Genomic DNA, 23,570 nt, shown 5'->3' with positions numbered 1-23,570 from the left:
ATCAGCCTTGAAAGTAGAGGACGACCCTCTGAATGTACGACGATCTAGGTGGATCAGAATCGACATTTCGGAGATGATGAAGCGTCAATCTTTGACATGATGGGTCAAGCGGCATCACGTGCGAGCAGGACTTCCGTTGCCAGACGCTGCAAATTCTGCTCGTTGGCTCCCGTCACGAACCCGGCAATTCGCTCATATTCCTCGACCGTATCGAAGGTTTGGCGCCAGTGAACGTGAGTGCCTTGGCCAGACGGCCGCAACTCAATGGTCGGAATGAAGTGGTGACCGGACAAGTGCTCGATCTCGAAGATCGAGCCAGCTGCAACCCGCGTGAACCGGCTTTCGTTGGGGTAGTCCTTCCCGTCAGGTCCGTGCATGGTGAGCAGCCAAGAGCCGCCAGGCCGGAAGTCGAACTGATGAATGGTGTTTTTAAATCCATCAGGTCCCCACCAGCGGGCGACTCGCGCCGGATCGCTCATGGCGGCGAAGACCTGGGCCGGGGTTGCGGCAATGAACAAACTTCGCGAATCGGAACGCTTCCCGGCTGATTCCATATGGCTACTTTCGAGTTGCAGATGGGATCGTTGTCCCGCCTAACGTTTGAGTTCTGCGGCTGCCGTACGCAGTCCGCTAAAACGACCGGCTAAGCGTCATACTTTTCGCGAACGAACCGAACGAATTCAGTTGGCTGATACCGCTTCGCGTCCACGGCTTCGTGAAAGAGTTCATGATCTCTCACCATGCCAGGATTTCGGACCACAGTTACCGGTTTCAGCCCCGGCTTCTTTCGTTCCGCTTGCCACCGTTTGGCGGGTTTCAGTAGCTTGACAAATGTGAGAGAGAGGTTTGTCCGAACGTCTTCCCGTGAACCGCCAATAAGTTGCGACGACCCTGTTTCAGTTTGCTTCTCCGGAAGCACAATGATCTTGGCTTTACGGTTTCGCCTTCGCGGCTTGGCCCGCGTCACAATTCGATATATGTCAGCAGCAGCGCTGGAAAAGTACACGTTCTCGAGTGCAGAAGCGACCTGCAAAGCGTTGAGCTGATTCATGTCCTCTCGCGTCGGTACAGGCGCAACGATCGATTGACGAGGGACGAAGGCATACACATATCGGTCGAAGAAAGTCAACATCACTTTCGGCGACAGGGGAAAGAAAATTTGAAGCCCCTTGCTCGCAAGGCCAGTGTTGCTTCCCATGGACTCAAATTCCAAGAGTTGGTTGTATAGCACTACAGGGTTGTCGCTCGTAATGAACTCAGAACCTTCGTGCGCGAGGAGCAACCTGTAGTCCAAGTCCATGATCAAGTGATACAGACGCAGCATCGTCACTATTGCAAAGTTCGCTGGGTCAGTGTTTACCACCCGAACTTTCTCCATCATCGCTGGTGGAAAGCGTGAATCTTTCTTAAGAACCTGCTTCCACATCTTGTCCGAAAACTCGTCCATTGCGTCCGAAGCGTATGCGGTGCGGGCGTTTTGCAGGAGCGTCAATACACACAGCGACTCATGATCCGGGCTCCACGGTGGCGGTAAGACACGATACGTCAATATTCGTCTAAGCAACTCGGCGAGCGCACCTTCCATGAGAGAGAGACTACCCTCCTGCTTTCCATCCTTTCCGTACATGTAGTCGCGGTAGCACTGATTCTTCAGGTTGGCGTTACCGATGACGATGTCGCGTCCAAGGTTGTAAAGGGACAAACTGCGGCCGTCGGCTGTAAAGTGCCGAAGGTAGAAGCGCGGAACGTAGTGGTGTTTCTTGTTTTCTGCCACGAGGAACAAGCGGTATTTTTATGAGATGCCTACCTATAAATAGACGACGATGTTACCCATGGTCGTCGTCTGACGCAACGTGACCCCGCGTGCGCGCATACACCATGGGCCTTGCTCCGTCATGCAGGCAAGCCTGAAATTTGGCGGCTGAGCCAGCCGCTGGATACTTTGCTTACTCCCGTTACTCGGCCACCCAGGTTGCTGAACCCACTGCGCAACCACATTCGCATGCAGCATGACAGCATTCGCACTGAGCAGGCTTATGTGGATGGGGTGCGCCGCTTCATCCTGTTTCATGGAAAGCGCCATCCGCGTGAAATGGGGGCGGCGCAGGTGGAGGCTTTTTTGACCCATCTGGCGGCGGTGATGACATCGGATGCGCAATCACGATGCGCATATAATTCACACATCCTTATCCAAAGAGTGCTCCATGCTCCAGTTTGCCAAAGCTCCGAAGAAAGCGACCAACCTGTCCCTCAACGCCGATGTGCTGAAAATGGCGAAGGAGCTGGGCATGAACATCTCGCAGACGGTGGATGCGCTGCTGGCCGAAGAGGTCAAGCGCCGCTACTGGGAAAAGTGGCGCGACGACAACCAGGAGGCGTTCGCGGCCTACAACGAGCGCGTTCGCCGCGAGGGGCTGCCGCTGGCCAAATACCGCACTTTCGGCCGCAGCCTTGGCGACGGCAAGGTAGCCGACGCCAGGCAGAAGCCGGTCTGAGCCGATGGCGCGCTTTGACGTGTACCCCAACCCGGACAGCAACGAGCGGGCCACGGTCCCCTACTTCCTCGACGTGCAAAACACATTCATCGAAGTCGAAACGCGCGTGGTGATACCGTTGCACACGGCCAGCCGGTTTCGCGGACCCGTGCGCGATCTCAATCCGGAATTGGTGGTGCAGGGCAAACACGTCGTCCTGAACACCGTGGCACTCGGCGCCGTTCCCTCCAACGAACTGCAGCGCCCGGTAGCTAACCTGGCGCAGCAGCAACCACTCATCCAGGAAGCCCTCGACACACTATTCGGGGGCTATTGACATGACGACACACCCCATCCGCTCCCAATACGAAGACTTCATGCGCCACGTAGACGCGCACGGCACGCCCAAGACCGACCGCACCGGCACCGGCACGAAGAGCGTGTTCGGCTACCAGATGCGCTTTGACCTGAACGAGGGCTTTCCGCTGGTGACGACGAAGAAGGTGCACCTGCGCTCCATCATCCAGGAGCTGCTGTGGTTTTTGACCGGATCAAGCAACAACAACTGGCTGAAAGAGCGCGGCGTCACGATCTGGGACGAGTGGGCCAGGCCGGACGGCGACCTGGGCCCCGTGTACGGCGTGCAGTGGCGCAGCTGGCCCACACCCGACGGCGGCCACATCGACCAGATTGCCGAGGTCATCAAGACGCTCAAGACCAACCCCGATTCGCGCCGCATCATCGTGAGCGCGTGGAACGTGGCCGAGCTGGACAAGATGGCGCTGATGCCATGCCACGCGTTCTTCCAGTTCTATGTGGCCGACGGCCGCTTGAGCTGCCAGCTCTACCAGCGCAGCGCTGACATTTTTCTGGGCGTGCCGTTCAATATCGCGAGCTACGCGCTGCTCACCCACATGGTGGCGCAGCAATGCGACCTGGCCGTGGGCGACTTCATCTGGACCGGCGGCGACTGCCACATCTACAGCAACCACCACGAACAGGTGGCGCTGCAGCTGAGCCGCGCGCCCTACCCTTACCCGACGCTGCACATCAAGCGCCGGCCAGCCTCGATTTTCGACTACGAGTTTGAGGACTTCGAGGTGCTGGACTACCAGTGCCATCCGGCGATCAAGGCGCCGGTGGCCGTTTGACGAAGCGAACATGAAGTTGCACTTGATCTTTGCGCGCGCGGCCAATGGCGTGATCGGCGCCCATGGCACCCTGCCCTGGCACCTGCCGGAGGACCTGGTGCACTTCAAGCGCACCACGCTGGGCTGCCCGGTGATCATGGGACGCAAGACCTGGGACTCGCTGCCGCCGAAGTTCCGCCCGCTCCCCGGGCGCGTCAACATCGTCATCACGCGCCAGCCGGATTGGCATGAAAACGGCGCTAAGCCCTTTGCCAGCCTGGACGGTGCGCTCCGCTTTTGTGAGCACTTCGAAGAGGTGTGGGTCATCGGCGGCGCGCAACTTTATGCGCAAGCCCTGCCGCTGGCGCGGCGCGCGGTGATCACCGAAATCGCGCAGGACTTCGAGGGCGACGCTTTCGCGCCGGCCTTCGGCCCCGAGTGGCACGAGACGGCGCGTGAGTCGCATGTGGCCAGTTCGGGCCTGGCCTACAGCTTCATCACCCTCGATCGCGCCTGAGCCGGGACGCGCGCTTCAAAGCCGCTCGAACACTGCCGCGATGCCCTGCCCGCCGCCGATGCACATCGTGACCAGCGCGTAACGGCCGCCGGTGCGGTGCAGCTCGTACACCGCCTTGGTCGCGAGGAAGGCGCCCGAGCAGCCGATGGGATGGCCCAGCGCGATCGCGCCGCCGTTCGGGTTGGTCTTCTTCATGTCGAGTTCGAGCGCGCGCGACACCGCAATGGCCTGCGCCGCGAAGGCTTCGTTGGACTCGATCACATCCATCTGGTCGAGCGTGAGGCCGCCCTTCTTGAGCGCCAGCCTGGTGGCCGGGATCGGACCCTCGCCCATGATCTCGTTGGGCACGCCGGCCACCGCGTAGGACACGAGTCGCGCCATCGGTTTGTGGCCGGCGGCGGCGGCCACCGCCGCATCGGCCAGCACGAAGAAGGCCGCGCCGTCATTGATGCCCGAGGCGTTGCCGGCCGTGACCGAGCCGTCCTTCTTGAAGGCCGGTTTCATCTTGGCGAGCGTTTCCATCGTGGTGTTGGGCTTGACGTGCTCATCGGTATCGAAAGTGACCTCGCCCTTGCGCGTCTGCTTCACGATGGGCACGATCTGCGACTTGAAGCGGCCCTCTTTGATCGCCGCCGCGGCACGGCGGTGCGACTCGACCGCGAGCGCGTCCTGCTCCTCGCGCGTGATGCCCCACTTGGTCACCAGGTTCTCGGCCGTGATGCCCATGTGGCCGACGCCGAAGGGGTCGGTCAATGTCGCGACCATGGTGTCGATCATCTTGCTGTCGCCCATGCGCGCGCCGCTGCGCATCGCGGTGGACAGGTAGCCGCCGCGGCTCATCACCTCGACGCCGCCGCCGACGCCGTAGTCGCAGTCACCGAGCAGGATGTTCTGCGCCGTCGTCACGATGCCCTGCAGGCCCGACGAACACAGCCGGTTCACCGCCATCGCTACCGACTCCATCGGCAGCCCGGCCTGAATGGACGCGACGCGCGCCACGTAGGCGAAACGGCTGTCGGTGGGGATGGTGTTGCCCACCGTCACGTAGTTGATCGCCTTCGGGTCGACGCCGGAGCGCTTGACCGCTTCCTTCATCACGATGCCGGCCAGCTCGGCGGGCTCGGTGTCGGCCAGCGAGCCGCCGAAGGTACCGATGGCCGAGCGGGCCGCGCCCAGCACCACCACATCACGCTTGCTCATGCTCTATCTCCTTGAGAACCAAATTCAGAAAAATTGGACTCGCCGCGGGGCCGGCGAATCACTCCATACTCAGTCGCCGCCTACTTGGGCTGCATCATCTTCTTGATTTCCTGCACGCTTTGCGTCGCGCGCGCCGTGAGGCCGACCATCGCATCGGCCTGCGCCTTGCGAGCCATCTCGGCCAGATCCTTCATGTCGGCAAGCGTCTTCTTCCAGGCATCGCGCGCCATCTCGGTCTGTTTTTTCGGGTCCGGCAATCCGCCCTTGCCCGAGGCCGCCTCTTTGACCGCCTCCTGAATCCCCTGCATCGCCTGCGTCAGCATCTCGGTCTGCTTGTGCGCCAGCGCCTGCATCGACTCATAGGCCGCCTTGTTGGCCGCGACCAGCGCCTCGATGTCCTTGCGCCGCGCCTCGATGATGGCCGGCAGGTCGACGCCGGGCAGCTTGAACTGCTCGATCATCTTCGTCACGTCGCCAAACGGGTTGGAATCCTTGGTCATGGCATATCTCCTCATCGGGTGGTTGGTAAGGGTACGAATTTCAATTATCACCCCTGCAGCCGCAGTTGCGGACGCGGCGCGCTGAGGGACAATCAGGCGTTGCCGACGGGTATCTTCACTCCCCGTATCCTGTGCCATTCCAGTCAAAATTCTCTATCTGAATCAATAGGTTAACAAGCTCATGAAACTCGCGACCTGGAACATCAACTCGCTCACCGTGCGACTGCCGCAGGTGCTGGACTGGCTGACCGCGAATCCGGTGGATGTGCTGGCGCTGCAGGAACTGAAGATAACGGACGACAAATTCCCCGCCGCGGCATTCCTGGAGGCGGGCTACCAGGCCCAATGGTTCGGCCAGAAAACCTACAACGGTGTGGCGCTGCTGTCGCGCACCCCCGCTGCGGACGTGATCAAGAACATCCCCGGCTTCAGCGACGAGCAATCGCGCGTGCTGTGCGGCACGGTGGACGGCGTGCGCGTGATCGGGGCCTATTTCCCGAACGGGCAGGCGCCTGGCACCGAGAAGTTCGAGTACAAGATGCACTGGCTGCGCGCGCTACGCGACTGGGTGCGCGAGGAGCTGGCGACGCATCCGAAGCTGGTGCTGATGGGCGACTACAACATCACCTTCGACGACGCCGATGTGTGGGACCCAGTGGGCCTGAAGGACCAGATTCACTGCACGGAAGAAGAGCGCTACCACCTGCGCGCGCTGGTTGCGCTGGGCCTGATGGATGCCCACCGGCTGTTTGCGCAGCCCGAAAAAAGCTACAGCTGGTGGGACTATCGCGATTTCGCGTTCCGGCGCAACCACGGCCTGCGCATCGACCACATCCTGGTCAGCGCCGCGCTCAAGCCCGCGGTGCAGAGCTGCGTGATCGACAAGGCGCCGCGCAAAAACGAGCGCCCCAGCGACCATGCACCAGTCGTCATCGATCTACAGTTACTATAATTTTAATAGCAAACTGCGCATATCAGATAAGGACTAGCGGCCGATTTCATTCAAGACCCAGCTCCTGGATCTTGCGTGTGATGGTGTTGCGGCCGATGCCCAGCTTGTGTGCCGCCTCGATGCGCCGGCCGCGCGTAGCGGCCAGCGCCGTGAGGATCAGCCGGGACTCGAAGCGGCGCGTCAACTCGTCCCACACATCGAGGCGTCCTGCAGCCAGCAGCATCTGCGCCTCGACTTCGAGCCCACGCTCCCAGGCGCCTGCCGGCGCAGAAAGCAGAGCCGTGCCCACGGGGGTTGGCGCACCGGCCAATGGTTCCGCAGGCAGTCCCGTGGCTGCGGTGTCACCGCCGGTAGCCGCAGTGCCCCCCTGCGGCTCGGCCGGTGCCGCAGCGGCGGCAGGCGCCGGCGCCACGGCATCGCCCGGCGTTGCCAGCAGGACCTCGGGCGGCAGATCCTTGGGCTCGATGACCTGCGCGGGCGCCATCACGGTCAGCCAGTGGCAGATGTTCTCCAGCTGGCGCACATTGCCGGGAAAGCTGAACGCGCTCAAGCGGGCCAGCGCCGCGTCGGAGATGCGTTTGGGCTCGATGCCGAGCTGCTTGGCGCTTTGCTGCAGGAAGTGGCGCGTCAGCGTGGGAATGTCTTCACGGCGCTCGCGCAGCGCGGGCAGGCGCAGCCGGATCACGTTCAGGCGGTGGAACAAATCCTCGCGGAAAGCGCCGTCCTTGACGCGCTGCTCCAGATCCTGGTGCGTGGCGGCAATCACGCGCACGTTGGCCTTGACCGCCGTGTGGCCGCCGACCCGGTAGAAGTGCCCGTCGGAGAGCACGCGCAGCAGGCGCGTCTGCAAGTCAAACGGCATGTCGCCGATTTCGTCGAGGAACAGCGTGCCGCCCTCGGCCTGCTCGAAGCGCCCGCGGCGCATGGTTTGCGCGCCGGTGAAGGCGCCGCGCTCATGGCCGAACAGCTCGGACTCCAGCAGGTCTTTCGGGATGGCGGCGGTGTTGATGGCCACGAACGGGCCGTTGTTGCCGGCGTCGCCGCGCGGCGAATGCTTGTGCAGCGCGCGCGCGACCAGTTCCTTGCCGGAGCCCGATTCACCCGTGATCATGACCGTGACGTTGCTCTGGGACAGGCGCCCGATGGCGCGAAACACGTCCTGCATGGCGGGCGCCTGGCCCAGCATTTCGGGCGCATCGGCCATGCGTTCTTCCGCCACCTCTTCACGCTGGCTCTCCTCGACCGCGCGGCGGATCAGCTCCACCGCCTTGGGCAGGTCGAACGGCTTGGGCAGGTATTCGAAGGCGCCGCCCTGGAACGCCGAGACGGCACTGTCCAGGTCCGAGAACGCCGTCATGATGATGACCGGCAGGCCGGGGTGCCTGGCCTTGACCTTCTCCAGCAGATCCAGGCCCGAGCCGCCCGGCATGCGGATGTCGCTCACCAGCACCTGGGGGCCTTCGCCCCCATTCTCGTCCAGGGCCGCCAGCACGTCGCGCGGGTTCGTGAAGCTGCGCGTGGGCAGGTCTTCGCGCAGCAGTGCCTTTTCCAGCACGAAGCGGATCGACTGGTCATCATCAACTATCCAGATCGGCTTCATGTTTTGGTTGTCACCTCAGGTCAAACAGTCAGGGCAGCGGAATCAGTATCTTGAAATCCGTCCGGCCGGGCACGCTGTCGCACTCGATCAAGCCGTGGTGTTGCTGCACAAAGGTTTGCGCCAGCGTCAGCCCCAGTCCGGAGCCGCCATCCCGGCCCGACACCAGCGGGAAGAAAATGCGGTCCTTGATCGAGTCCGGCACGCCGGGCCCATTGTCGATGACATGCAATTCCAGTGCCAACCGATAGCGCTGTTTGCCAAACGTGACCTGCCGCGCAATGCGGGTGCGGAAAATGATTTGCGCATCGCCCGCCTTGATGCGCTCGGCCAACGCCTGCGCGGCGTTGTGGACGACGTTGAGCAGCGCCTGGATCAGCTGCTCGCGGTCGCCGCGGAACTCGGGGATCGAGATGTCGTAGTCCTGAACCACCTGCAGTCCCTTGGGGAATTCCGCCTGCACCAGCGCGCGCACGCGTTCGCACACCTCGTGGATATTCACGTCGCCCACCACATGCGGCTTGCGGTGCGGCGCCAGCAGCCGGTCCACCAGGGTTTGCAGGCGATCGGCCTCGTGGATGATGACCTGGGTGTATTCGGTCAGCTCGCGCGAGTCGATCTCCATCTCCAGCAGCTGCGCCGCGCCGCGGATGCCACCGAGTGGATTCTTGATCTCGTGCGCCAGGTTGCGGATCAGCTCCTTGTTGGCCTGCGCCTGGTCGATCAGCCGCTCCTCGCGATCCTGCCGGGCCTGCTGCTCCAGCGGCAGCAATTCCACAATGATCTCGTTCGGCCTCTCGGTCTGCGCCACGATCACATGCACGGGAATGGGATCGTGATTCAGGCGGTTCAGCCATGCGTCATAGCGCAGCGCGGCAAACTCGTTGCTGCCGGCGCCGCTCAGGGCGTTAGACAGGATGTGGGGTTCAGTGAAAAAGCCCGGAAACTGCGAGCCTTCGATGGTGCGGCGCGAGGCACCGATGGCGTCTTCAAGCGCCGCATTGGCAAACAGCACCGTGCCGTCGGTGTGCACCACGGCGACCAGCGTCGCCAGCAGGTCAAACGCCTGGAAACGCGAGGCGGCAGTAGGGGCGGGCTTGCTCAAGCCGTCTATTGTGCTGCAGCTGGCGCAGGAAGGCGGCTCAACTCGCGCTGGATACCATCAATATCGCTCTGGTTGCGATCGATACTGGCCTTGAGTTCCGCCACGCGATCGAGGTATTTCTGGTGGTTGCGGTGCTCGGGGCCCAGCATTTCGGGCTGGCCATTGTTGTACTGCGCGAGCAGGTCGGTCTGCCGGGCCTGGGCCTTGCTCAGCTCCGACTCCAGGATGGCGCGTGCGTCCGCATCGCGGGCCCGCTGGTCGGCAGCGCCCACCCGCGGCTGCGGGGCAGCGCCGGCACGCGCGGGTGCCGCGGCCGTGCTGGGCCGGGTGCCCGGCACGATGGTGATGTTGCCTCCCGCAAAGGGCTTGCAGCCACGGGCCTTGGCGTCCGAGGCATTGTTGGTGTATTCGTTGCCGCAGCGGTAGATTTGGCTCTGGGCAAAGCTGCTGGCGGCGAGAAGGACGCTGGCGAACGGAAGAAGTGAGATCAATAGTGCTTTTTTCATACAGTTTCCGAGCATGACACGCCAGGGAAGTTCATTGAAGTATCGCCCAATCAACTTCGAACGCAAAATTTGCCCAGCACCAGGCGCCGACGGCTCGCCAGTACGGATCGGCCGCCCATAAAAAAGGCGGCACAGGCCGCCTTTTTTCAGCTTCCTCGCGATTACAGCGAGTAATACATGTCGAACTCAATGGGGTGCGTGGCCATGCGCAAGCGCGTGACTTCACCCATCTTCAGCTCGATGTAGGCGTCCAGCATGCTGTCGGAAAACACGCCGCCCTTGGTCAGGAAGCCGCGCTCGGCATCCAGGTGGTCCAGCGCCTGGTCCAGGCTGTGGCAGACGGTTGGCACTTTCGCATCTTCCTCGGGCGGCAGGTGGTACAGGTCCTTGGTCGCGGCTTCGCCAGGATGGATCTTGTTTTCGACGCCATCCAGCCCCGCCATCAGCAGTGCTGCAAAACCGAGGTACGGGTTCATCAGCGGATCGGGGAAGCGCGCTTCGACGCGGCGGCCCTTGGGGTTGGCCACATACGGAATGCGGATCGAGGCAGAACGGTTTTTGGCCGAGTAGGCCAGCTTCACCGGGGCTTCGTAGCCGGGCACCAGGCGCTTGTAGCTGTTGGTGCCGGGATTCGTGATGGCATTGAGCGCGCGCGCGTGCTTGATGATGCCGCCGATGTAGTACAGCGCAAAATCCGACAGGCCGGCGTAGCCGTCGCCCGCAAACAGGTTCTTGCCGTCTTTCCAGACCGACTGGTGCACGTGCATGCCCGAGCCGTTGTCGCCGACGATGGGCTTGGGCATGAAGGTGGCGGTTTTGCCATAGGCGTTGGCCACGTTCCAGACCACGTATTTGAGGATCTGGGTCCAGTCGGCACGCTCGACCAGCGTGCTGAACCTGGTGCCGATTTCGTTCTGGCCGGCGCCGCCCACTTCGTGGTGGAACACTTCCACGGGCACGCCCAGCGACTCGAGAACCAGGGATATTTCAGCGCGCATGTCCTGCGTGCTGTCGACCGGTGGCACGGGAAAGTAGCCACCCTTGACGGTGGGACGGTGGCCGCGGTTTCCGCCTTCGAGCTTTTTGCCGCTGTTCCAGGGCGCTTCGTATTCTTCGATCTTGAAGAAAGTACCCGACATGTCGGTGTTCCAGCGCACGTCGTCGAAGATGAAGAATTCGGGCTCCGGGCCGAAAAAGGCGGTGTCGCCAATGCCGGAGGCCTTGAGGTAGGCCTCGGCGCGCTTGGCGATCGAGCGCGGGTCGCGGTCATAGGCCTTGCCGTCACCGGGCTCGAGCACGTCGCAACTCATGAACAGCGTGGTTTCTTCGTAAAACGGGTCGATGTTGGCGGTATTGGCGTCCGGCATCAGCAGCATGTCGGAGGCTTCGATGCCCTTCCAGCCGCCAATGGATGAACCATCGAACGCGTGCCCGGCGCTGAATTTATCTTCATCGAAATGTGAAGCGGGAACGGTGACGTGCTGCTCTTTGCCGCGGGTATCGGTGAAACGGAAGTCGACAAACTTGACTTCGTTTTCCTTCACCATTTTCATCACGTCTGCGACGGTCTTTGCCATCAGTTTCTCCTGGTTGGAAGTTGGTTAAAAAATTCTGGGAACGGCAAGCTAATGCAGTTTCTGTGCCAAAGCCGACGCGTCTGTTTTGGGCCGAGCCTCGTATTCTGCCTTGAGGCGGTACGTTGTCGCCGACTCGCGCCCGCTTTTTTGGCCCAGCGGGTTTTGGAATGCACCATATTGGTACGCTGTATCGCCGAACCTTATTGGTGCATCAAGTTTTACGCACCAATTCGGGGCCTAATTGCGCGTTAAAACCGTGCAGCCCTGCCAGCAAGACCGGGTAGGCGGCAGCCACCGCGGCCGGATCACCCTTCACGCCAAGCTCTATATGGCGGCCATATTCGGGGTGATCCACGCTGGGCAGGCTGAATACCTTGACGCCCGCATGCACTCGCTCGATTTCTTCCATCAAGGGCGTGAGCGCCGCTTCCATGGAGCCAAACACGATGACCGATTTTTCCTCGTAAGCGGCTTGCCGGAACAGGTGCGCGTAATGGTGCTCGAGCACCCACTCGATCATGGGCCAGGCCATGACGGGAAAGCCCGGCACGAAATGCACCGCGCCACCGCCCGGGCCGGCACAGCTGAAGCCCGGAATCTTGTTGTAGGGATTGGGAATCAGCTGTGCGCCTTGGGGAAAGACGCCCATGTTGAGGCGGTGGATGTTATCCGGCCGATCCGGTTCGTAGGTCGTGCCCTGCTCCCTGGCGATATCCTGCATGCGCTCGCGAATCAGGCGCTCGGCTTGCGGGTGCAATTCAAGAGGCACGCCAAGCGCCCTGGCTGCGCATTGGCGCGTATGGTCGTCGGGTGTGGCGCCGATGCCGCCACAGCAAAACGCCGCATCGCCCGAGGCGAAGGCGCGGCGCAGCGTGGCTGTGATGCGTTCGGGCACATCGCCAAGGCACTCGGCGTAGTCGAGCTGCAGGCCGCGCTCGCCCAGCAATTCGATGACCCGGGGCATGTGCTTGTCGGCACGCTTGCCCGAGAGGATCTCGTCACCGACGATGATGAGCCCGAAATGGGGCCGCTCTTCAGGATGCGGGTGTTTGAGGGGTTGTGGCGGGGTCTGGATGGAGGTCATGGGGCAAGGCAGCAGGGGCAATCGGGGCGGGCGGCACCAAAGCAGTATTCTGTGCGCGCAGGTTTTCCAGGGCCGTGAGGCAATAGTGCGAGAACCACAGCGACGAGAATGCAAAGATCAGGGTGTAGATCCAGATCGCCACCGGCACCAGGATCACAAACGCGGCCGCAAACAGCGCGCCCGAGGCCCATACGATGCTGGGCGCGGCGCCCAGGTAGCCCGAGAGAACGCCAATGCCCAACAGCCAGCCCCGATGGCGGCGGAAGATCTCGCGCCGCTCATCGCGGCTGGCATGGCTGGACAGGGCATCGAAAGCCATGACGCGATACGTCAGCCAGCCCCAGATCAGCGGCGGCAGGATCAGAATCAGGGGCGGCACCAGCCACAGCGGAATCGAGATCACCAGTGCGATCGCGGCAAGCAAGGTGGAGCCGAGCGACCAGAGGATGCTGACCAGCACAGAGCCGCCCTTCTTGCGCTCCAGAGTGGGGAAACGGCGCTCGGCGACCAGCCCCACCAGCGCGGGCGTCATCAGGGCGGCCACGATCAGCAGCGACACGATCACCAGCAGCGGCGTGACGGTGAAGATCACGATCAGCGGGGCCGCCACGGTCTTGAGGTTGCCCGCGCCAACCCCTTCCAGCCACGACCACAGGTGGGTGAGCCAGACGGAGGCGTCCAGCATGCCGCGCACCCAATCGAGCGCGGGCGTCCAGAAAAAATAGCCCAACCCCAGGGAGAGCCCGACCATGATGACCAATGGCAGGAATGACAGCGCAATCACGCGCGGGCGAAGGCAATACGCCACCGCGCGCCAGAACGAATCGAGAAATAGGGCCATGGCCTGAAGCATACCGCGGCGGCGCCGGCCGGGCAGCCGTGGCGCACATCCCTTACCATTCCCTGATGAGCTTGATTCGCATCCATGGCGTGCAACTGGAAGTGCGCCAGATTGAGGCGGCGGCCGGCGAGCAGCGCCGCGCTCCCATCGTTTTTCTGCATGAGGGTTTGGGTTCGGTCGCGATGTGGCGCGACTGGCCCGACCAAGTGTGTCTGGCCACCGGGCGCGCCGGCATGGTGTATTCGCGCCGCGGCTACGGCCAGTCCGATCCGGTGCCCGACGTACGCGGCGCATCTTCCGGGCGCGATGGCTTGCGTGTGGGACGCTTGCAGCCGGACTACATGCACCTGGAGGCGTGGGAGGTGCTGCCCGAACTGCTTCGTGTGCTGCAGATCGACAAGCCCGTGCTGCTCGGTCATTCCGATGGCGCCAGCATTGCGCTGCTGTACGCGAGCCGCTATCCGGTGCAGGCCTGCATCGTGCTGGCCCCGCATGTGATGGTCGAAGACATCTCGGTGCGCTCGATTGCGCAGGCCCGCACGGCCTATGAAAGCGGCGATCTGCGCAAACGGCTGGCGCGCTACCACGCCGACGTGGACTGCGCCTTCTGGCAGTGGAACGACATCTGGCTGGACGAGGCGTTCCGGCGCTTCGATATCCGCGGCGACTGCCAGCGCATCCGCGCACCGGTGCTGGCCATTCAGGGGGTTGATGATGCCTACGGCACCATGCAGCAAATCGACCAGATCCGCACGACCGGCAAGCACTGTGTGCTACAAAAACTGCAGCAATGCGGACATTCGCCGCACCGCGATCAAACGGCCCTGACCACGCAACTGATTGCCGATTTCCTCGCCCCCATGGAATAGGCGGCGGTCAGCCGGCGATCCGTGCGAGATCGTCGGCCCCGAGCCAGCGCCACTGGCCTGGCGCCAAGTCACCGGGCAGGGCCAGGCCGCCGATCTGCGAGCGGTGCAGGGCCTCGACCCGGTTGCCCACGGCGGCCACCATGCGCTTGACCTGATGGTACTTGCCCTCGGTCAGCGTCAGGCGCAAGTGGTGCGGCGCCACCGCTTCGCAGGCACTGGCACGAACCGGCTTCGGGTCATCTTCCAGCACCACGCCCTCCAGCAGCTTTTGCACCTGTTTGTCGTCGAGCGGGTGTTTGGTAGTGACCTCGTACACCTTGGGCACATGATGCCGGGGCGAACTCATGCGGTGGATGAATTTGCCGTCGTCGGTCAGCAGCAGCAGTCCCGTCGTGTCCTGGTCGAGCCGGCCGACCGCCTGCACGCCCTGCACCGCTCCTTTCTGCGGCCGCTGGCGCAGCGGCGACGGCAGCAGCGTGTAGATGCTCGGCCAGGTCGAGGGCTTTTGCGAGCACTCGGTGCCGGCCGGCTTGTGCAACATCAGGTATGCCAGCGCGTGGTACTCCCACGCCGCTCCCTGGACCGTGAAACGCAACCCTTCTGCTACAAATTCCATAGCTGTATCGGTAGACAGCTGCTGGGCTACCGACACAAATCCCTGTTGAATCAGACCGGCGCAGACACGACGTGTCCCGAATCCCTGTGTAAAAAGAATGTCCTGCAATGACATGGTGTGCATGGCCTCATTGTGATGCAGCAGACCCATCAGGCACGAATGAGCGCACGCCGAAGGCGTTTCCGTGATTTTTTACCGCCCCACGCTATGGACTTCATTTGTTAACTTTAGTTACACTCAAAATGACTCACGGAAACACCAAAAAATGGACAAATTCACAGGAGGGCTTTCAATCGGATTGGCATTGCTGGCCAGCCTGGTGTTTGGCGCGGCTGTTCACGCCTGGTGGCTGCACCGGCAAGCCCACAAGCGCCGTCGCGTCCCGAAGCGGTGGCCACTGAGCCCGCGGCCGCTAGCCAACAGCCGGGAGCGTCAGGTATGGCGCTGGCTGACCCGGGCTTTTGTTGGTCACCACGTGATGATCAAAATTCCGGTCACGCGGTTCACCATGCCGCGCAACAAGGAACAGGGCCTGCACTGGTACAAATTGCTAACGGGGGTGTATTGCACGTTCACCATATGTCGTGCGGACGGCAACGTCATCGGCTGCGTGGATGTCCCAGGGCGTTTGGGACTGGCCGAAAAAAACCAGCGTCTGAAGCGCAGACTGCTGAGCCAATGCGGCATCGCCTATGCCTTGGTCGAACCCGACAAGCTGCCGACCTTGAGTGAAATCCGCACCGAATTTCTCGGCGAGATGGCATCCATGAGCATGGATCGCGAGCGCAGTGAAAGCGCAATGTCTGCCGCCAGGGCGAGTTTGCGCGAAGCACTGGTTCGCCAGCGCGAGACCCGCAACAGCGACCTCAGCCCGCTGAGTCCCACACCAGACTCCGCAAGCGGTGGCCTGCGCAGCAGTTTCACCACGCTCTCAGGAGAATTGCAGCCCAATTCTTTTCTGACCCCGCTGGATAGCCGGGAAGCAGGCTTGAGCTGAGTTTTCTCAGGCGCCTCGTCCGGCTCCACGCAAAAATCCCGCCAAAGCGGCCTCTGCATTCATGTCAGGACCCTCAAGGCGCCTTGTTGCCGGGCCTTCCCTGCTCATCAACCGGCGGCCTAGCGCTGCCTTTGGGTAATTTCTTACCAATTTTTTCACCCGTATGCCGCACCGCACCGGCAGCGCGGCTGGCCGTCTTGCTGGTGGCCCGACCGACCTTTTTGGCAGTTCGCTCGGTTGCGTTTACGGCCTTTTTGGTGGCCTTTTCAACCTTCTGGACGACGCCGTTACTGGAAGACGAGCTGGCCCCCTCGTTCGTGCCGGACTGGGTTTGCGCATGCGCCGTCAATCCATACGCCGCTGCACTCATAACCAGCACGGCTGGAATGGTTCGAAGAAACAGTGCAGTTTTGATCATTAACGGGCTCCTGTTGGAAATAATGCTGCAAGTATGCCGCGAGATGCGCACTTTTACCGCCCGTCATTCGATGAACGCCATTGATAATGGTTTATGGAAACCTGCGCCAATGATTTTGCATTGGCGCAGGTTTACTTTTATGGTGGAGCTGGGGGGATTCGAACCCCCGTCCGCAAGCCTTCTTCGCGCAGATCTACATGTTTAGCGGTCTGATTTGAGTCTCGCCACCTGTGTCGCGCAGTCGCACGCTACACAGGACGCCAGCACCCTATTGTCTCGCTCTGAACCAAGGTACCCGGTCCGAAGCCAGCCGATGTGAATAACCTTACAGCCTGGACGCCTTGCGGCACCCTTGCCCAGCCCATCGGCCTGCTGTTGTAAGGCTCACTGGTTATTAAGCAGCGAGTGCGAAACGTTCGTCGTTTGCAGTTAGTTTGTTGAGTCGATTTTTACGAGCGTTACTCAAGCTCGACATGCACCACAGCGATTCCGTACCCACGTCGAAACCAGTGCAGCCCCTCGATCGGTATTTTAGGTCATTGCCGGCGATTGCAAGCCCTGCAGTAATTGCAATAGCTGCAGCGGGGACGCTATTGCAGCGTGTGCGCCCCACTGCGCGGTATCCGTCCGATTGCCCAAATAGCCATATGTTGCCGCCACGGTGCCCATGCCGGCGGCTAATCCCGCAACCACGTCGCGCTCGTCATCACCCACATACACGCATTTTTCCGGCGCCAGCCGCAAGCGCCGTGCCGCCTCCAGCAAGGGCTCGGGGTGCGGCTTGGAATGGGGTGTGGTATCGCCGCTGATGACCGCGCTCGCCGTGGCAAACAGCGGCATGGAGCGGGTCAGGGGGTCGGTGAAGCGGGAGGCTTTGTTGGTGACCACGCCCCAGGCCAGCCGACGCGCCAAAAGCGCTTGAATCAGCTCGGCCACTTCATCAAAGGCAAAGGTGCGCCGCGTCATGCAAGCTTCGTAATTGGTAAAGAACTCTTCCCGCAGTACCGGGAAATCGGGGTGCTCCGGGGTCACGCCGAAGGCAACGCCGAGCATGCCCCGGGCGCCGGAGCCGGTCATGGGCCGATACAGCGCCAGCGGCAACGAGGCCAGGCCCCGGTCGGTCCTCATTTTGTCTGCGGCAGCGCCAAGGTCCGGCGCACTGTCAATCAGGGTGCCGTCCAGATCGAACAGCACGGCTCCTATATCCGTAAACATGCGTCAGACACCTCCACCCTTTTGCGTTGCGAACAGGTAATTCACGCTGGTGTCGCTACTGAGCCAGTAGCGCTGCGTCAGGGGGTTGTATTCCATACCGCGTGTATGGCTCAATTCCAGCCCGGCAGCGCGGCAATAACTCGCCAATTCAGCGGGACGAATCAACTTCGCGTATTCGTGGGTGCCGCGCGGCAGCATGTTCAGAACGTACTCGGCGCCGACAATCGCCAGTAAAAATGACTTCGGATTGCGGTTGATGGTTGAGAAAAACACCCATCCCCCCGGTTTGACCAGCGCCGCGCACGCCGCCACAACGGAGGCGGGATCAGGAACGTGTTCGAGCATCTCCATGCACGTGACCACGTCAAAGCTCCCCGGCTGCTCCATTGCGAGTGCTTCCGCGCTGATTTCACGGTACAGCACGTTGGGTGTTTGCGCCTCGAGCGCATGCAGTTGCGCAACCTTGAGCGCCTTGGCGGCCAAGTCGATACCAAGCACCTGGGCGCCCTTGCGGGCCATGGCGTCAGCCAGGATGCCGCCGCCGCAGCCGACATCGAGCACCTGCAAGCCCGAGACGCCGGACACGCTGTTGATCCAGTCCAGACGCAGGGGATTGATCTGGTGCAAGGGGCGGAATTCACTGTCCTTATCCCACCAGCGGTGCGCCAGGTCAGAAAATTTGGCCAGCTCGGCCGGGTCGGCATTCACGGGGTCACTCATACGCCAATTGTCCTCGAACTCATGAAAAAAGCCCCGCAAGCCTGAGCTTGCGGGGCTTTTTGAAGCAAACTTTGCGGATTACTTGCCGGCGCGGGTGCCGACGACTTCGATTTCCACGCGACGGTTCTTCGCGCGGCCTTCGGCAGTCTTGTTGTCAGCCACAGGCTGGGACTTGCCCTTGCCTTCGGTGTACACACGGTTTTTCTCGATGCCCTTGGACACCAGATAGGCCTTGACGGCTTCAGCGCGGCGAACCGACAGCTTCTGGTTGTAGGCAACGCTACCGATGGAGTCGGTGTGACCCACGGCGATGATAACTTCCAGGTTGATGTCCTTGATCTTGCCGATCAGGTCGTCCAGCTTGGCTTTGCCTTCGGGCTTCAGGACGGATTTGTCGAAGTTGAAGAAAGCATCGGCAGCGTACGTCACCTTGGTGGCAGCGGGAGCGGCGGCAGGAGCAGGAGCGGGTGCGGGAGCAGCCGGAGCAACTACAGCAGGGGCCGGTGCGGCCACGGGGACGATGGCGCCATCGCAAGTGGCCGCGGCAGTCGCCGGGGTCCAGTTGGCATCGCGCCAGCACAGCTCATTGGTGCCGTTCTTCCAAACGAGTTCGGAAGTGCCATTACGCCAGTTATCCACAGTTTGGGCACCAGCGGCAGTGACAAGCGCTGCGGAGGCAATCAACATCGCCACTTTATTCAATTTCTTCATGGTTCTCCTCTTGGGGAAAAAGCCGCAGCCGCGCTGCGAAACAGGACGATCTGAGTGACCATCACTCAAAACGTTCTGGCAATTGTGCCACACGTCCCCATACGTTCAGGGGTAAATCGGGCCGCGTACCGTAGGACAAAACCGCAATTAGGCCGATGTGTTGCGACTTAGCGACAGCCCCTTGCCCGTAAAATCAGACTTCACTTGCCGAGAATCCCTCCCCATGACCCAGTTCGCCAAAGAAACCCTGCCCATCAGTCTTGAAGAGGAAATGCGGCGCAGTTACCTCGATTACGCCATGAGCGTCATCGTGGGGCGCGCCCTGCCTGATGCGCGGGACGGACTGAAACCCGTGCACCGGCGTGTGTTGTACGCGATGCACGAACTCAACAACGACTGGAATCGCCCTTACAAGAAATCGGCGCGTATCGTTGGTGACGTCATCGGCAAGTACCACCCGCACGGCGATCAGTCGGTATATGACGCCATCGTGCGCATGGCACAGGACTTTTCACTGCGTCACATGCTGGTGGACGGGCAAGGCAACTTCGGTTCGGTGGATGGCGACAACCCCGCCGCCATGCGCTACACCGAAATCCGTCTGGCAAAGATTGCCCAGGAGATGCTGGCCGATATCGACAAGGAAACGGTTGATTTCGGTCCCAACTACGACGGCAGCGAAAAGGAGCCGCTGGTGTTGCCGTCCCGGGTTCCCAACCTGCTGATCAACGGCTCCGGCGGCATTGCGGTGGGCATGGCGACCAACATCCCGCCGCACAACCTTAACGAGGTGGTCGATGCGTGCCTGCATCTGCTGAAAAACCCGCACGCCGGTATTGACGAGCTGATGGAGATCATTCCAGCGCCCGATTTCCCTACGGCAGGTATTATTTACGGCATCAATGGCGTCAAGGACGGTTACCGCACCGGCCGCGGCAAGGTGGTGATGCGCGCCAAGTGCCACTTCGAAGACATCGACAAGGGGCAGCGCCAGTCGATCATCGTGGACGAGTTGCCATACCAGGTGAACAAAAAGACGCTGCAGGAGCGCATGGCCGAACTGGTCCACGAGAAGAAGATCGAGGGCATCAGCCATATCCAGGACGAGTCCGACAAATCGGGCATGCGCCTGGTCATCGAACTCAAGCGCGGCGAAGTGCCCGAAGTGGTGCTCAACAACCTCTATAAACAGACGCAGCTGCAGGACACCTTTGGCATCAACATGGTGGCGCTGGTCAACGGCCAGCCCAAACTTTGCAATCTCAAGGACCTGATCGAAGTCTTTCTGGAACATCGCCGTGAAGTGGTCACCCGTCGCACCGTGTTCACGCTGCGCAAGGCGCGCGAACGCGGCCATGTGCTCGAAGGCCTGGCCGTGGCGCTGGCCAACATCGACGACTTCATCGCCATCATCCGCAACGCGCCGACACCACCCGTGGCCAAGGTTGAGCTGATGGCCCGGCCCTGGGACAGCCAGCTGGTGCGCGAAATGCTGACCCGCACGCGGGCCGACGGTGGCGTGATCAACGCCGACGACTACCGTCCCGACGGCCTGGAAAAAACCTACGGCATGGGCAGCGATGGCCTGTACCGGCTCAGCGAAACGCAGGCGCAGGAAATTCTGCAAATGCGCCTGCAGCGCCTGACCGGCCTCGAGCAGGACAAGATCGTGGCCGAGTACAAGGAAGTCATGGCCGAAATCGAGGATTTGCTCGACATCCTGGCCAAACCGGCGCGCGTCTCGACCATCATTGGCGACGAGCTGGGCGCCATCAAGCAGGAATTCGGCCAGACCAAAATCGGCGCGCGCCGCAGCCTGGTCGAACACAGCTCGTTCGACCTGAGCACCGAGGACCTGATCACCCCTACCGATATGGTGGTCACGCTGTCGCATAGCGGCTATATCAAGAGCCAGCCGCTCTCCGAGTACCGGTCCCAGAAGCGCGGTGGGCGTGGCAAGCAGGCCACGGCGACCAAGGAAGACGACTGGGTCGATCAGCTTTTCATTGCCAACACGCACGATTACATCCTGTGCTTCTCCAACCGGGGACGCCTGTACTGGCTCAAGGTCTGGGAAGTGCCTCAGGGTTCGCGCGGCTCGCGCGGACGCCCCATCGTCAACATGTTCCCGCTGCAGGAAGGCGAAAAAATCACCGTCGTATTGCCGCTGACGGGTGAGAAACGAAGCTTTCCGGCCAATCAATATGTGTTTATGGCGACCTCCATGGGGACGGTCAAGAAAACCACGCTCGATGAATTCGGCAACCCGCGCAAGGCCGGCATCATTGCGGTCTCGCTCGACGACGGAGACTTCCTGATCGGCGCAGCGCTGACCGACGGCCAGCACGATGTGATGCTGTTTTCCGATGGCGGCAAGGCCGTGCGCTTCGACGAGGACGATGTCCGTTCGCTGGGCCGTAACGCCCGCGGTGTGCGCGGCATGTCGCTCGAAGTGGGCCAAAGCGTGATCGCCATGCTCGTGGCCGAGGACGAAAGTCAGAGCGTGCTGACAGCCACCGAAAACGGCTACGGCAAACGCACCAGCATCACTGAGTACACGCGCCACGGGCGCGGCACCAAGGGCATGATCGCGATCCAGCAAACGGAGCGCAACGGCAAGGTCGTGGCGGCCACGCTGGTGCGGGCCGACGACGAAATCATGCTGATTACCGACAAGGGCGTACTGGTACGCACCCGGGTCGGCGAAATTCGCGAAATGGGACGCGCCACCCAGGGGGTGACGCTGATCGGGCTCGATGAGGGCTCCAGACTCAGCGGCTTGCAGCGCATCGTGGAAAACGATGTGAACGGCGACAGCGACTCAGACAACGACAGCACTTCCTCATCCACAACGGAGAATCCTCAGTGAAAAGTTTCAAACTCGCCCTTCTGGCGGCCGCATTGGCAACCAGTTCCATCGCCATGGCCCAGGACGGCAAGGCTGCTCTCATCAAGCAATTCATCGACTTGCAGCGCCCCGGCATCGAATCCCTGGCACGCGGGCTGGTTCAGCAGTCCAGCGCGTCCATCGCGCAGGCAGGCTCTCAATACCTGCAAACCCAGGTGCCGCCCGAAAAGCGTGAGGCAGCCGCCAAGGCCGCCGATGCCGAGCTCAAAAAATACTTCGACGGGGCCTATCCCATCGTCCGAGACAAAGCCGTGCAGGTCGCACCTGCCGCGCTGGGCCCAATTCTTGAGCAAAACCTCAGCGAGGATGAGTTGCGCCAGCTGGTGGCATGGATCAGTTCGCCGCTGGCCAAAAAATACCAGGACTTGAATCCAAAATTGCAGACCGCCCTGGGTGAGAAGGTGGTGGCCGAGACGCGTGCGAGTATCGAGCCGAAGCTGAGTCTGCTCGGCCCCGCGGTGGCCAAGGCGCTGGGCGCACCGCCTCCCGCGGCACCGGCCAAGGCCCCCGCCCCCGCCAAGAAGTGACAACGCCGGCGAGTACGCGCCCGTACAACTTTTCCGCAGGCCCCGCGGCCATTCCCGAGGAGGTCTTGCGCCTGGCCGCTGCCGACATGCTGGACTGGCATGGCAGCGGCATGAGCGTGATGGAGATGAGTCATCGGGGCAAGGAATTCATCTCGATCTATGAACGGGCCGAGGCCGATTTGCGTGAGTTGCTGGCCGTCCCGCCGCATTTCAGGATCCTGTTCATGCAGGGCGGCGGACTGGCTGAAAACGCGATTGTTCCGCTGAACCTGTCAGGCGGCACGAGCGCCGATTTCGTGGTCACTGGCAGCTGGAGCCAGAAGTCGCTCAAGGAAGCGCGCAAGTACTGCACGGTGCACGTCGCAGCCAGCACCGAGGCCGACGGCTACACCACGCTGCCCGACCCGGCCGGCTGGCAGCTTGCCGACAACGCCGCCTACGTGCATATCTGCACCAACGAGACCATCCATGGCGTGGAGTTCCAGATATTGCCCGACCTGAAGGCGCTGGGCAGCAAGGCGCCGCTGGTGATCGACTTCTCATCCCATGTGGCGTCCCGCGCCGTCGACTGGAGCCGCGTCGGGTTGGCGTTTGGCGGTGCGCAGAAAAACCTGGGGCCGGCCGGCGTCACGCTGGTGGTGGTTCGCGAGGATTTGCTGGGCCACGCCCTGCCCGCCTGTCCCAGCGCGTTCGACTACAAAACCGTGGCGGACAGCCACTCGATGTACAACACGCCGCCGACCTGGGCCATCTACGTTGCCGGACTGACCTTCCAGTGGCTTAAAAAGCAGGGTGGCATTGCGGCCATGGAACAGCGCAACATCGCCAAAGCCCAACTGCTCTACGACTTCATCGATCGGTCGCAGTTCTATGCCAACAGGGTGGCGCCCAGTTGCCGCTCGCGCATGAACGTGCCATTCTTTCTGCGCGACGAGTCGCGCAACGAGGCCTTTCTGGCCGGCGCCAAAGACCGTGGCCTGCTCCAGCTCAAGGGCCACAAATCGGTCGGGGGCATGCGTGCCAGTATTTACAACGCAATGCCGATCGCGGGCGTGCAGGCGCTGGTGAACTATATGCAAGAATTTGAGAGAACCCAGAGCTGACCC

25 protein-coding genes, 1 other RNA gene and 1 pseudogene are annotated in these 23,570 nt (G+C 61.8%); 11 read left to right on the top strand and 16 right to left on the bottom strand.

Features of this window, described 5'->3' with window-relative positions:
* Positions 1–104: 104 nt before the first annotated feature.
* Together EUB48_RS06950 and EUB48_RS06945 are read right to left on the bottom strand one after the other, a co-directional pair.
* A complete protein-coding gene (locus EUB48_RS06950; RefSeq protein WP_142818216.1) occupies positions 105–554 on the bottom strand; it encodes an SRPBCC domain-containing protein in 450 nt (149 codons plus the stop codon).
* 89 nt (positions 555–643) lie between these two features.
* Positions 644–1,774 (bottom strand): DUF4238 domain-containing protein, encoded by a 1,131-nt coding sequence (locus EUB48_RS06945; protein ID WP_244618418.1) that lies wholly within the window; start codon positions 1,772–1,774, stop codon positions 644–646.
* A gap of 111 nt (positions 1,775–1,885) precedes the next feature.
* On the opposite strand from EUB48_RS06945, the pseudogene EUB48_RS21915 reads away from it, so the two are divergent.
* From EUB48_RS21915 to EUB48_RS06920, 5 genes and pseudogenes are all read left to right on the top strand, one after another.
* Positions 1,886–2,149, top strand: a pseudogene (locus EUB48_RS21915) (site-specific integrase); the annotation flags it as partial.
* 55 nt (positions 2,150–2,204) lie between these two features.
* Positions 2,205–2,495 (top strand): type II toxin-antitoxin system CcdA family antitoxin, encoded by a 291-nt coding sequence (locus EUB48_RS06935; RefSeq protein ID WP_142818214.1) that lies wholly within the window; start codon positions 2,205–2,207, stop codon positions 2,493–2,495.
* 4 nt (positions 2,496–2,499) lie between these two features.
* Positions 2,500–2,811 (top strand): CcdB family protein, encoded by a 312-nt coding sequence (locus EUB48_RS06930; RefSeq protein WP_142818213.1) that lies wholly within the window; start codon positions 2,500–2,502, stop codon positions 2,809–2,811.
* A gap of 1 nt (position 2,812) precedes the next feature.
* Entirely contained in the window at positions 2,813–3,625 is an 813-nt protein-coding gene (locus EUB48_RS06925; protein ID WP_142818212.1) for a thymidylate synthase, read from the top strand.
* Positions 3,626–3,635: 10 nt separating this feature from the next.
* Entirely contained in the window at positions 3,636–4,121 is a 486-nt protein-coding gene (locus EUB48_RS06920; RefSeq protein ID WP_142818210.1) for a dihydrofolate reductase, read from the top strand.
* A gap of 15 nt (positions 4,122–4,136) precedes the next feature.
* Here the strand turns inward: EUB48_RS06920 and EUB48_RS06915 are convergent, their stop codons facing one another.
* Positions 4,137–5,321, bottom strand: coding sequence for an acetyl-CoA C-acyltransferase family protein (locus EUB48_RS06915; protein ID WP_077560570.1), 1,185 nt, complete (start codon positions 5,319–5,321; stop codon positions 4,137–4,139).
* 80 nt (positions 5,322–5,401) lie between these two features.
* Positions 5,402–5,821 carry a phasin family protein gene (locus EUB48_RS06910; protein ID WP_142818208.1) on the bottom strand — a complete coding sequence of 140 codons (420 nt, stop codon included), beginning with the start codon at positions 5,819–5,821 and terminating at the stop codon, positions 5,402–5,404.
* A gap of 181 nt (positions 5,822–6,002) precedes the next feature.
* Between EUB48_RS06910 and EUB48_RS06905 the strand changes: the two genes are divergently transcribed.
* A complete protein-coding gene (locus EUB48_RS06905; protein ID WP_142818206.1) occupies positions 6,003–6,773 on the top strand; it encodes an exodeoxyribonuclease III in 771 nt (256 codons plus the stop codon).
* A 46-nt stretch (positions 6,774–6,819) separates the two neighbouring features.
* On the opposite strand, the gene ntrC is transcribed toward EUB48_RS06905, so the two are convergent.
* The 6 genes from ntrC to EUB48_RS06875 form a co-directional block, all read right to left on the bottom strand.
* Positions 6,820–8,373, bottom strand: a complete 1,554-nt coding sequence (ntrC, locus tag EUB48_RS06900) for a nitrogen regulation protein NR(I) (protein WP_142818204.1) — start codon at positions 8,371–8,373, stop codon at positions 6,820–6,822.
* Positions 8,374–8,401: 28 nt separating this feature from the next.
* Complete coding sequence (gene glnL, locus EUB48_RS06895) at positions 8,402–9,484, bottom strand: nitrogen regulation protein NR(II) (RefSeq protein WP_420821447.1); 1,083 nt, start codon at positions 9,482–9,484, stop codon at positions 8,402–8,404.
* A complete protein-coding gene (locus EUB48_RS06890; protein ID WP_142818200.1) occupies positions 9,481–9,981 on the bottom strand; it encodes a hypothetical protein in 501 nt (166 codons plus the stop codon). Before EUB48_RS06890 ends, glnL begins: the two co-directional genes overlap by 4 nt.
* Before the next feature lie 161 nt (positions 9,982–10,142).
* A complete protein-coding gene (gene glnA / locus EUB48_RS06885) occupies positions 10,143–11,558 on the bottom strand; it encodes a type I glutamate--ammonia ligase (RefSeq protein ID WP_142818198.1) in 1,416 nt (471 codons plus the stop codon).
* 211 nt (positions 11,559–11,769) lie between these two features.
* Complete coding sequence (locus EUB48_RS06880) at positions 11,770–12,642, bottom strand: competence/damage-inducible protein A (protein WP_142818196.1); 873 nt, start codon at positions 12,640–12,642, stop codon at positions 11,770–11,772.
* On the bottom strand, positions 12,593–13,483 hold the full coding sequence (locus tag EUB48_RS06875) for an EI24 domain-containing protein (RefSeq protein WP_244618355.1): 891 nt from the start codon (positions 13,481–13,483) through the stop codon (positions 12,593–12,595). The genes EUB48_RS06880 and EUB48_RS06875 overlap by 50 nt, the downstream gene beginning before the upstream one ends.
* Positions 13,484–13,548: 65 nt before the next feature.
* Here EUB48_RS06875 and EUB48_RS06870 point away from each other — a divergent pair, with 65 nt between their 5' ends.
* On the top strand, positions 13,549–14,352 hold the full coding sequence (locus EUB48_RS06870; RefSeq protein ID WP_142818193.1) for an alpha/beta fold hydrolase: 804 nt from the start codon (positions 13,549–13,551) through the stop codon (positions 14,350–14,352).
* Positions 14,353–14,359: 7 nt separating this feature from the next.
* On the opposite strand, the gene EUB48_RS06865 is transcribed toward EUB48_RS06870, so the two are convergent.
* Entirely contained in the window at positions 14,360–15,082 is a 723-nt protein-coding gene (locus tag EUB48_RS06865) for a pseudouridine synthase (protein WP_142821137.1), read from the bottom strand.
* A gap of 151 nt (positions 15,083–15,233) precedes the next feature.
* On the opposite strand from EUB48_RS06865, the gene EUB48_RS06860 reads away from it, so the two are divergent.
* Positions 15,234–15,965 (top strand): DUF2726 domain-containing protein, encoded by a 732-nt coding sequence (locus EUB48_RS06860; RefSeq protein ID WP_142818191.1) that lies wholly within the window; start codon positions 15,234–15,236, stop codon positions 15,963–15,965.
* A gap of 73 nt (positions 15,966–16,038) precedes the next feature.
* Here the strand turns inward: EUB48_RS06860 and EUB48_RS06855 are convergent, their stop codons facing one another.
* The 5 genes from EUB48_RS06855 to ompA form a co-directional block, all read right to left on the bottom strand.
* Positions 16,039–16,383: a hypothetical protein gene (locus EUB48_RS06855; RefSeq protein ID WP_142818190.1), complete on the bottom strand. Its 345-nt coding sequence runs from the start codon at positions 16,381–16,383 to the stop codon at positions 16,039–16,041.
* A 140-nt stretch (positions 16,384–16,523) separates the two neighbouring features.
* Positions 16,524–16,902: a transfer-messenger RNA gene (ssrA, locus tag EUB48_RS06850) on the bottom strand.
* A 12-nt stretch (positions 16,903–16,914) separates the two neighbouring features.
* Positions 16,915–17,598 carry an HAD-IA family hydrolase gene (locus EUB48_RS06845; protein ID WP_142818188.1) on the bottom strand — a complete coding sequence of 228 codons (684 nt, stop codon included), beginning with the start codon at positions 17,596–17,598 and terminating at the stop codon, positions 16,915–16,917.
* Between the two features lie 3 nt (positions 17,599–17,601).
* The gene (ubiG, locus tag EUB48_RS06840) at positions 17,602–18,318 is read right to left on the bottom strand and encodes a bifunctional 2-polyprenyl-6-hydroxyphenol methylase/3-demethylubiquinol 3-O-methyltransferase UbiG (RefSeq protein ID WP_142818187.1); all 717 of its coding nucleotides are present in this window, start codon (positions 18,316–18,318) and stop codon (positions 17,602–17,604) included.
* A gap of 78 nt (positions 18,319–18,396) precedes the next feature.
* Positions 18,397–19,029: an outer membrane protein OmpA gene (gene ompA / locus EUB48_RS06835; protein ID WP_142818185.1), complete on the bottom strand. Its 633-nt coding sequence runs from the start codon at positions 19,027–19,029 to the stop codon at positions 18,397–18,399.
* 223 nt (positions 19,030–19,252) lie between these two features.
* On the opposite strand from ompA, the gene gyrA reads away from it, so the two are divergent.
* Genes gyrA through serC form a run of 3 tightly spaced genes read left to right on the top strand, consistent with a single transcriptional unit; the run spans position 19,253 to position 23,567 of the window.
* On the top strand, positions 19,253–21,898 hold the full coding sequence (gyrA, locus tag EUB48_RS06830) for a DNA gyrase subunit A (protein WP_142818183.1): 2,646 nt from the start codon (positions 19,253–19,255) through the stop codon (positions 21,896–21,898).
* Complete coding sequence (locus tag EUB48_RS06825; protein WP_142818181.1) at positions 21,895–22,464, top strand: DUF2059 domain-containing protein; 570 nt, start codon at positions 21,895–21,897, stop codon at positions 22,462–22,464. The genes gyrA and EUB48_RS06825 overlap by 4 nt, the downstream gene beginning before the upstream one ends.
* Positions 22,461–23,567 carry a 3-phosphoserine/phosphohydroxythreonine transaminase gene (gene serC, locus EUB48_RS06820; RefSeq protein WP_142818180.1) on the top strand — a complete coding sequence of 369 codons (1,107 nt, stop codon included), beginning with the start codon at positions 22,461–22,463 and terminating at the stop codon, positions 23,565–23,567. Before EUB48_RS06825 ends, serC begins: the two co-directional genes overlap by 4 nt.
* Positions 23,568–23,570 lie beyond the last annotated feature (3 nt).

The sequence above is a fragment of the Rhodoferax sediminis genome, assembly GCF_006970865.1.
Classification (GTDB): domain Bacteria; phylum Pseudomonadota; class Gammaproteobacteria; order Burkholderiales; family Burkholderiaceae_C; genus Rhodoferax_A; species Rhodoferax_A sediminis.
The sequence above is the reverse complement of the archived record's forward strand: the minus strand, read 5'-3'. Positions and strand labels throughout refer to the sequence as shown.

Coding starts and splice junctions, on each gene's coding strand:
- EUB48_RS06860 (WP_142818191.1), top strand. CDS start 15,234: ATGGACAAATTCACAGGAGGGCTTTCAATCGGATTGGCATTGCTGGCC.
- EUB48_RS06880 (WP_142818196.1), bottom strand. CDS start 12,642: ATGACCTCCATCCAGACCCCGCCACAACCCCTCAAACACCCGCATCCT.
- gyrA (WP_142818183.1), top strand. CDS start 19,253: ATGACCCAGTTCGCCAAAGAAACCCTGCCCATCAGTCTTGAAGAGGAA.
- EUB48_RS06865 (WP_142821137.1), bottom strand. CDS start 15,082: ATGTCATTGCAGGACATTCTTTTTACACAGGGATTCGGGACACGTCGT.
- EUB48_RS06915 (WP_077560570.1), bottom strand. CDS start 5,321: ATGAGCAAGCGTGATGTGGTGGTGCTGGGCGCGGCCCGCTCGGCCATC.
- EUB48_RS06845 (WP_142818188.1), bottom strand. CDS start 17,598: ATGTTTACGGATATAGGAGCCGTGCTGTTCGATCTGGACGGCACCCTG.
- EUB48_RS06905 (WP_142818206.1), top strand. CDS start 6,003: ATGAAACTCGCGACCTGGAACATCAACTCGCTCACCGTGCGACTGCCG.
- EUB48_RS06870 (WP_142818193.1), top strand. CDS start 13,549: ATGAGCTTGATTCGCATCCATGGCGTGCAACTGGAAGTGCGCCAGATT.
- EUB48_RS06855 (WP_142818190.1), bottom strand. CDS start 16,383: ATGATCAAAACTGCACTGTTTCTTCGAACCATTCCAGCCGTGCTGGTT.
- ubiG (WP_142818187.1), bottom strand. CDS start 18,318: ATGAGTGACCCCGTGAATGCCGACCCGGCCGAGCTGGCCAAATTTTCT.
- EUB48_RS06910 (WP_142818208.1), bottom strand. CDS start 5,821: ATGACCAAGGATTCCAACCCGTTTGGCGACGTGACGAAGATGATCGAG.
- EUB48_RS06935 (WP_142818214.1), top strand. CDS start 2,205: ATGCTCCAGTTTGCCAAAGCTCCGAAGAAAGCGACCAACCTGTCCCTC.
- glnA (WP_142818198.1), bottom strand. CDS start 11,558: ATGGCAAAGACCGTCGCAGACGTGATGAAAATGGTGAAGGAAAACGAA.
- ompA (WP_142818185.1), bottom strand. CDS start 19,029: ATGAAGAAATTGAATAAAGTGGCGATGTTGATTGCCTCCGCAGCGCTT.
- ntrC (WP_142818204.1), bottom strand. CDS start 8,373: ATGAAGCCGATCTGGATAGTTGATGATGACCAGTCGATCCGCTTCGTG.
- EUB48_RS06950 (WP_142818216.1), bottom strand. CDS start 554: ATGGAATCAGCCGGGAAGCGTTCCGATTCGCGAAGTTTGTTCATTGCC.
- EUB48_RS06890 (WP_142818200.1), bottom strand. CDS start 9,981: ATGAAAAAAGCACTATTGATCTCACTTCTTCCGTTCGCCAGCGTCCTT.
- EUB48_RS06925 (WP_142818212.1), top strand. CDS start 2,813: ATGACGACACACCCCATCCGCTCCCAATACGAAGACTTCATGCGCCAC.
- EUB48_RS06930 (WP_142818213.1), top strand. CDS start 2,500: ATGGCGCGCTTTGACGTGTACCCCAACCCGGACAGCAACGAGCGGGCC.
- EUB48_RS06920 (WP_142818210.1), top strand. CDS start 3,636: ATGAAGTTGCACTTGATCTTTGCGCGCGCGGCCAATGGCGTGATCGGC.
- EUB48_RS06875 (WP_244618355.1), bottom strand. CDS start 13,483: ATGGCCCTATTTCTCGATTCGTTCTGGCGCGCGGTGGCGTATTGCCTT.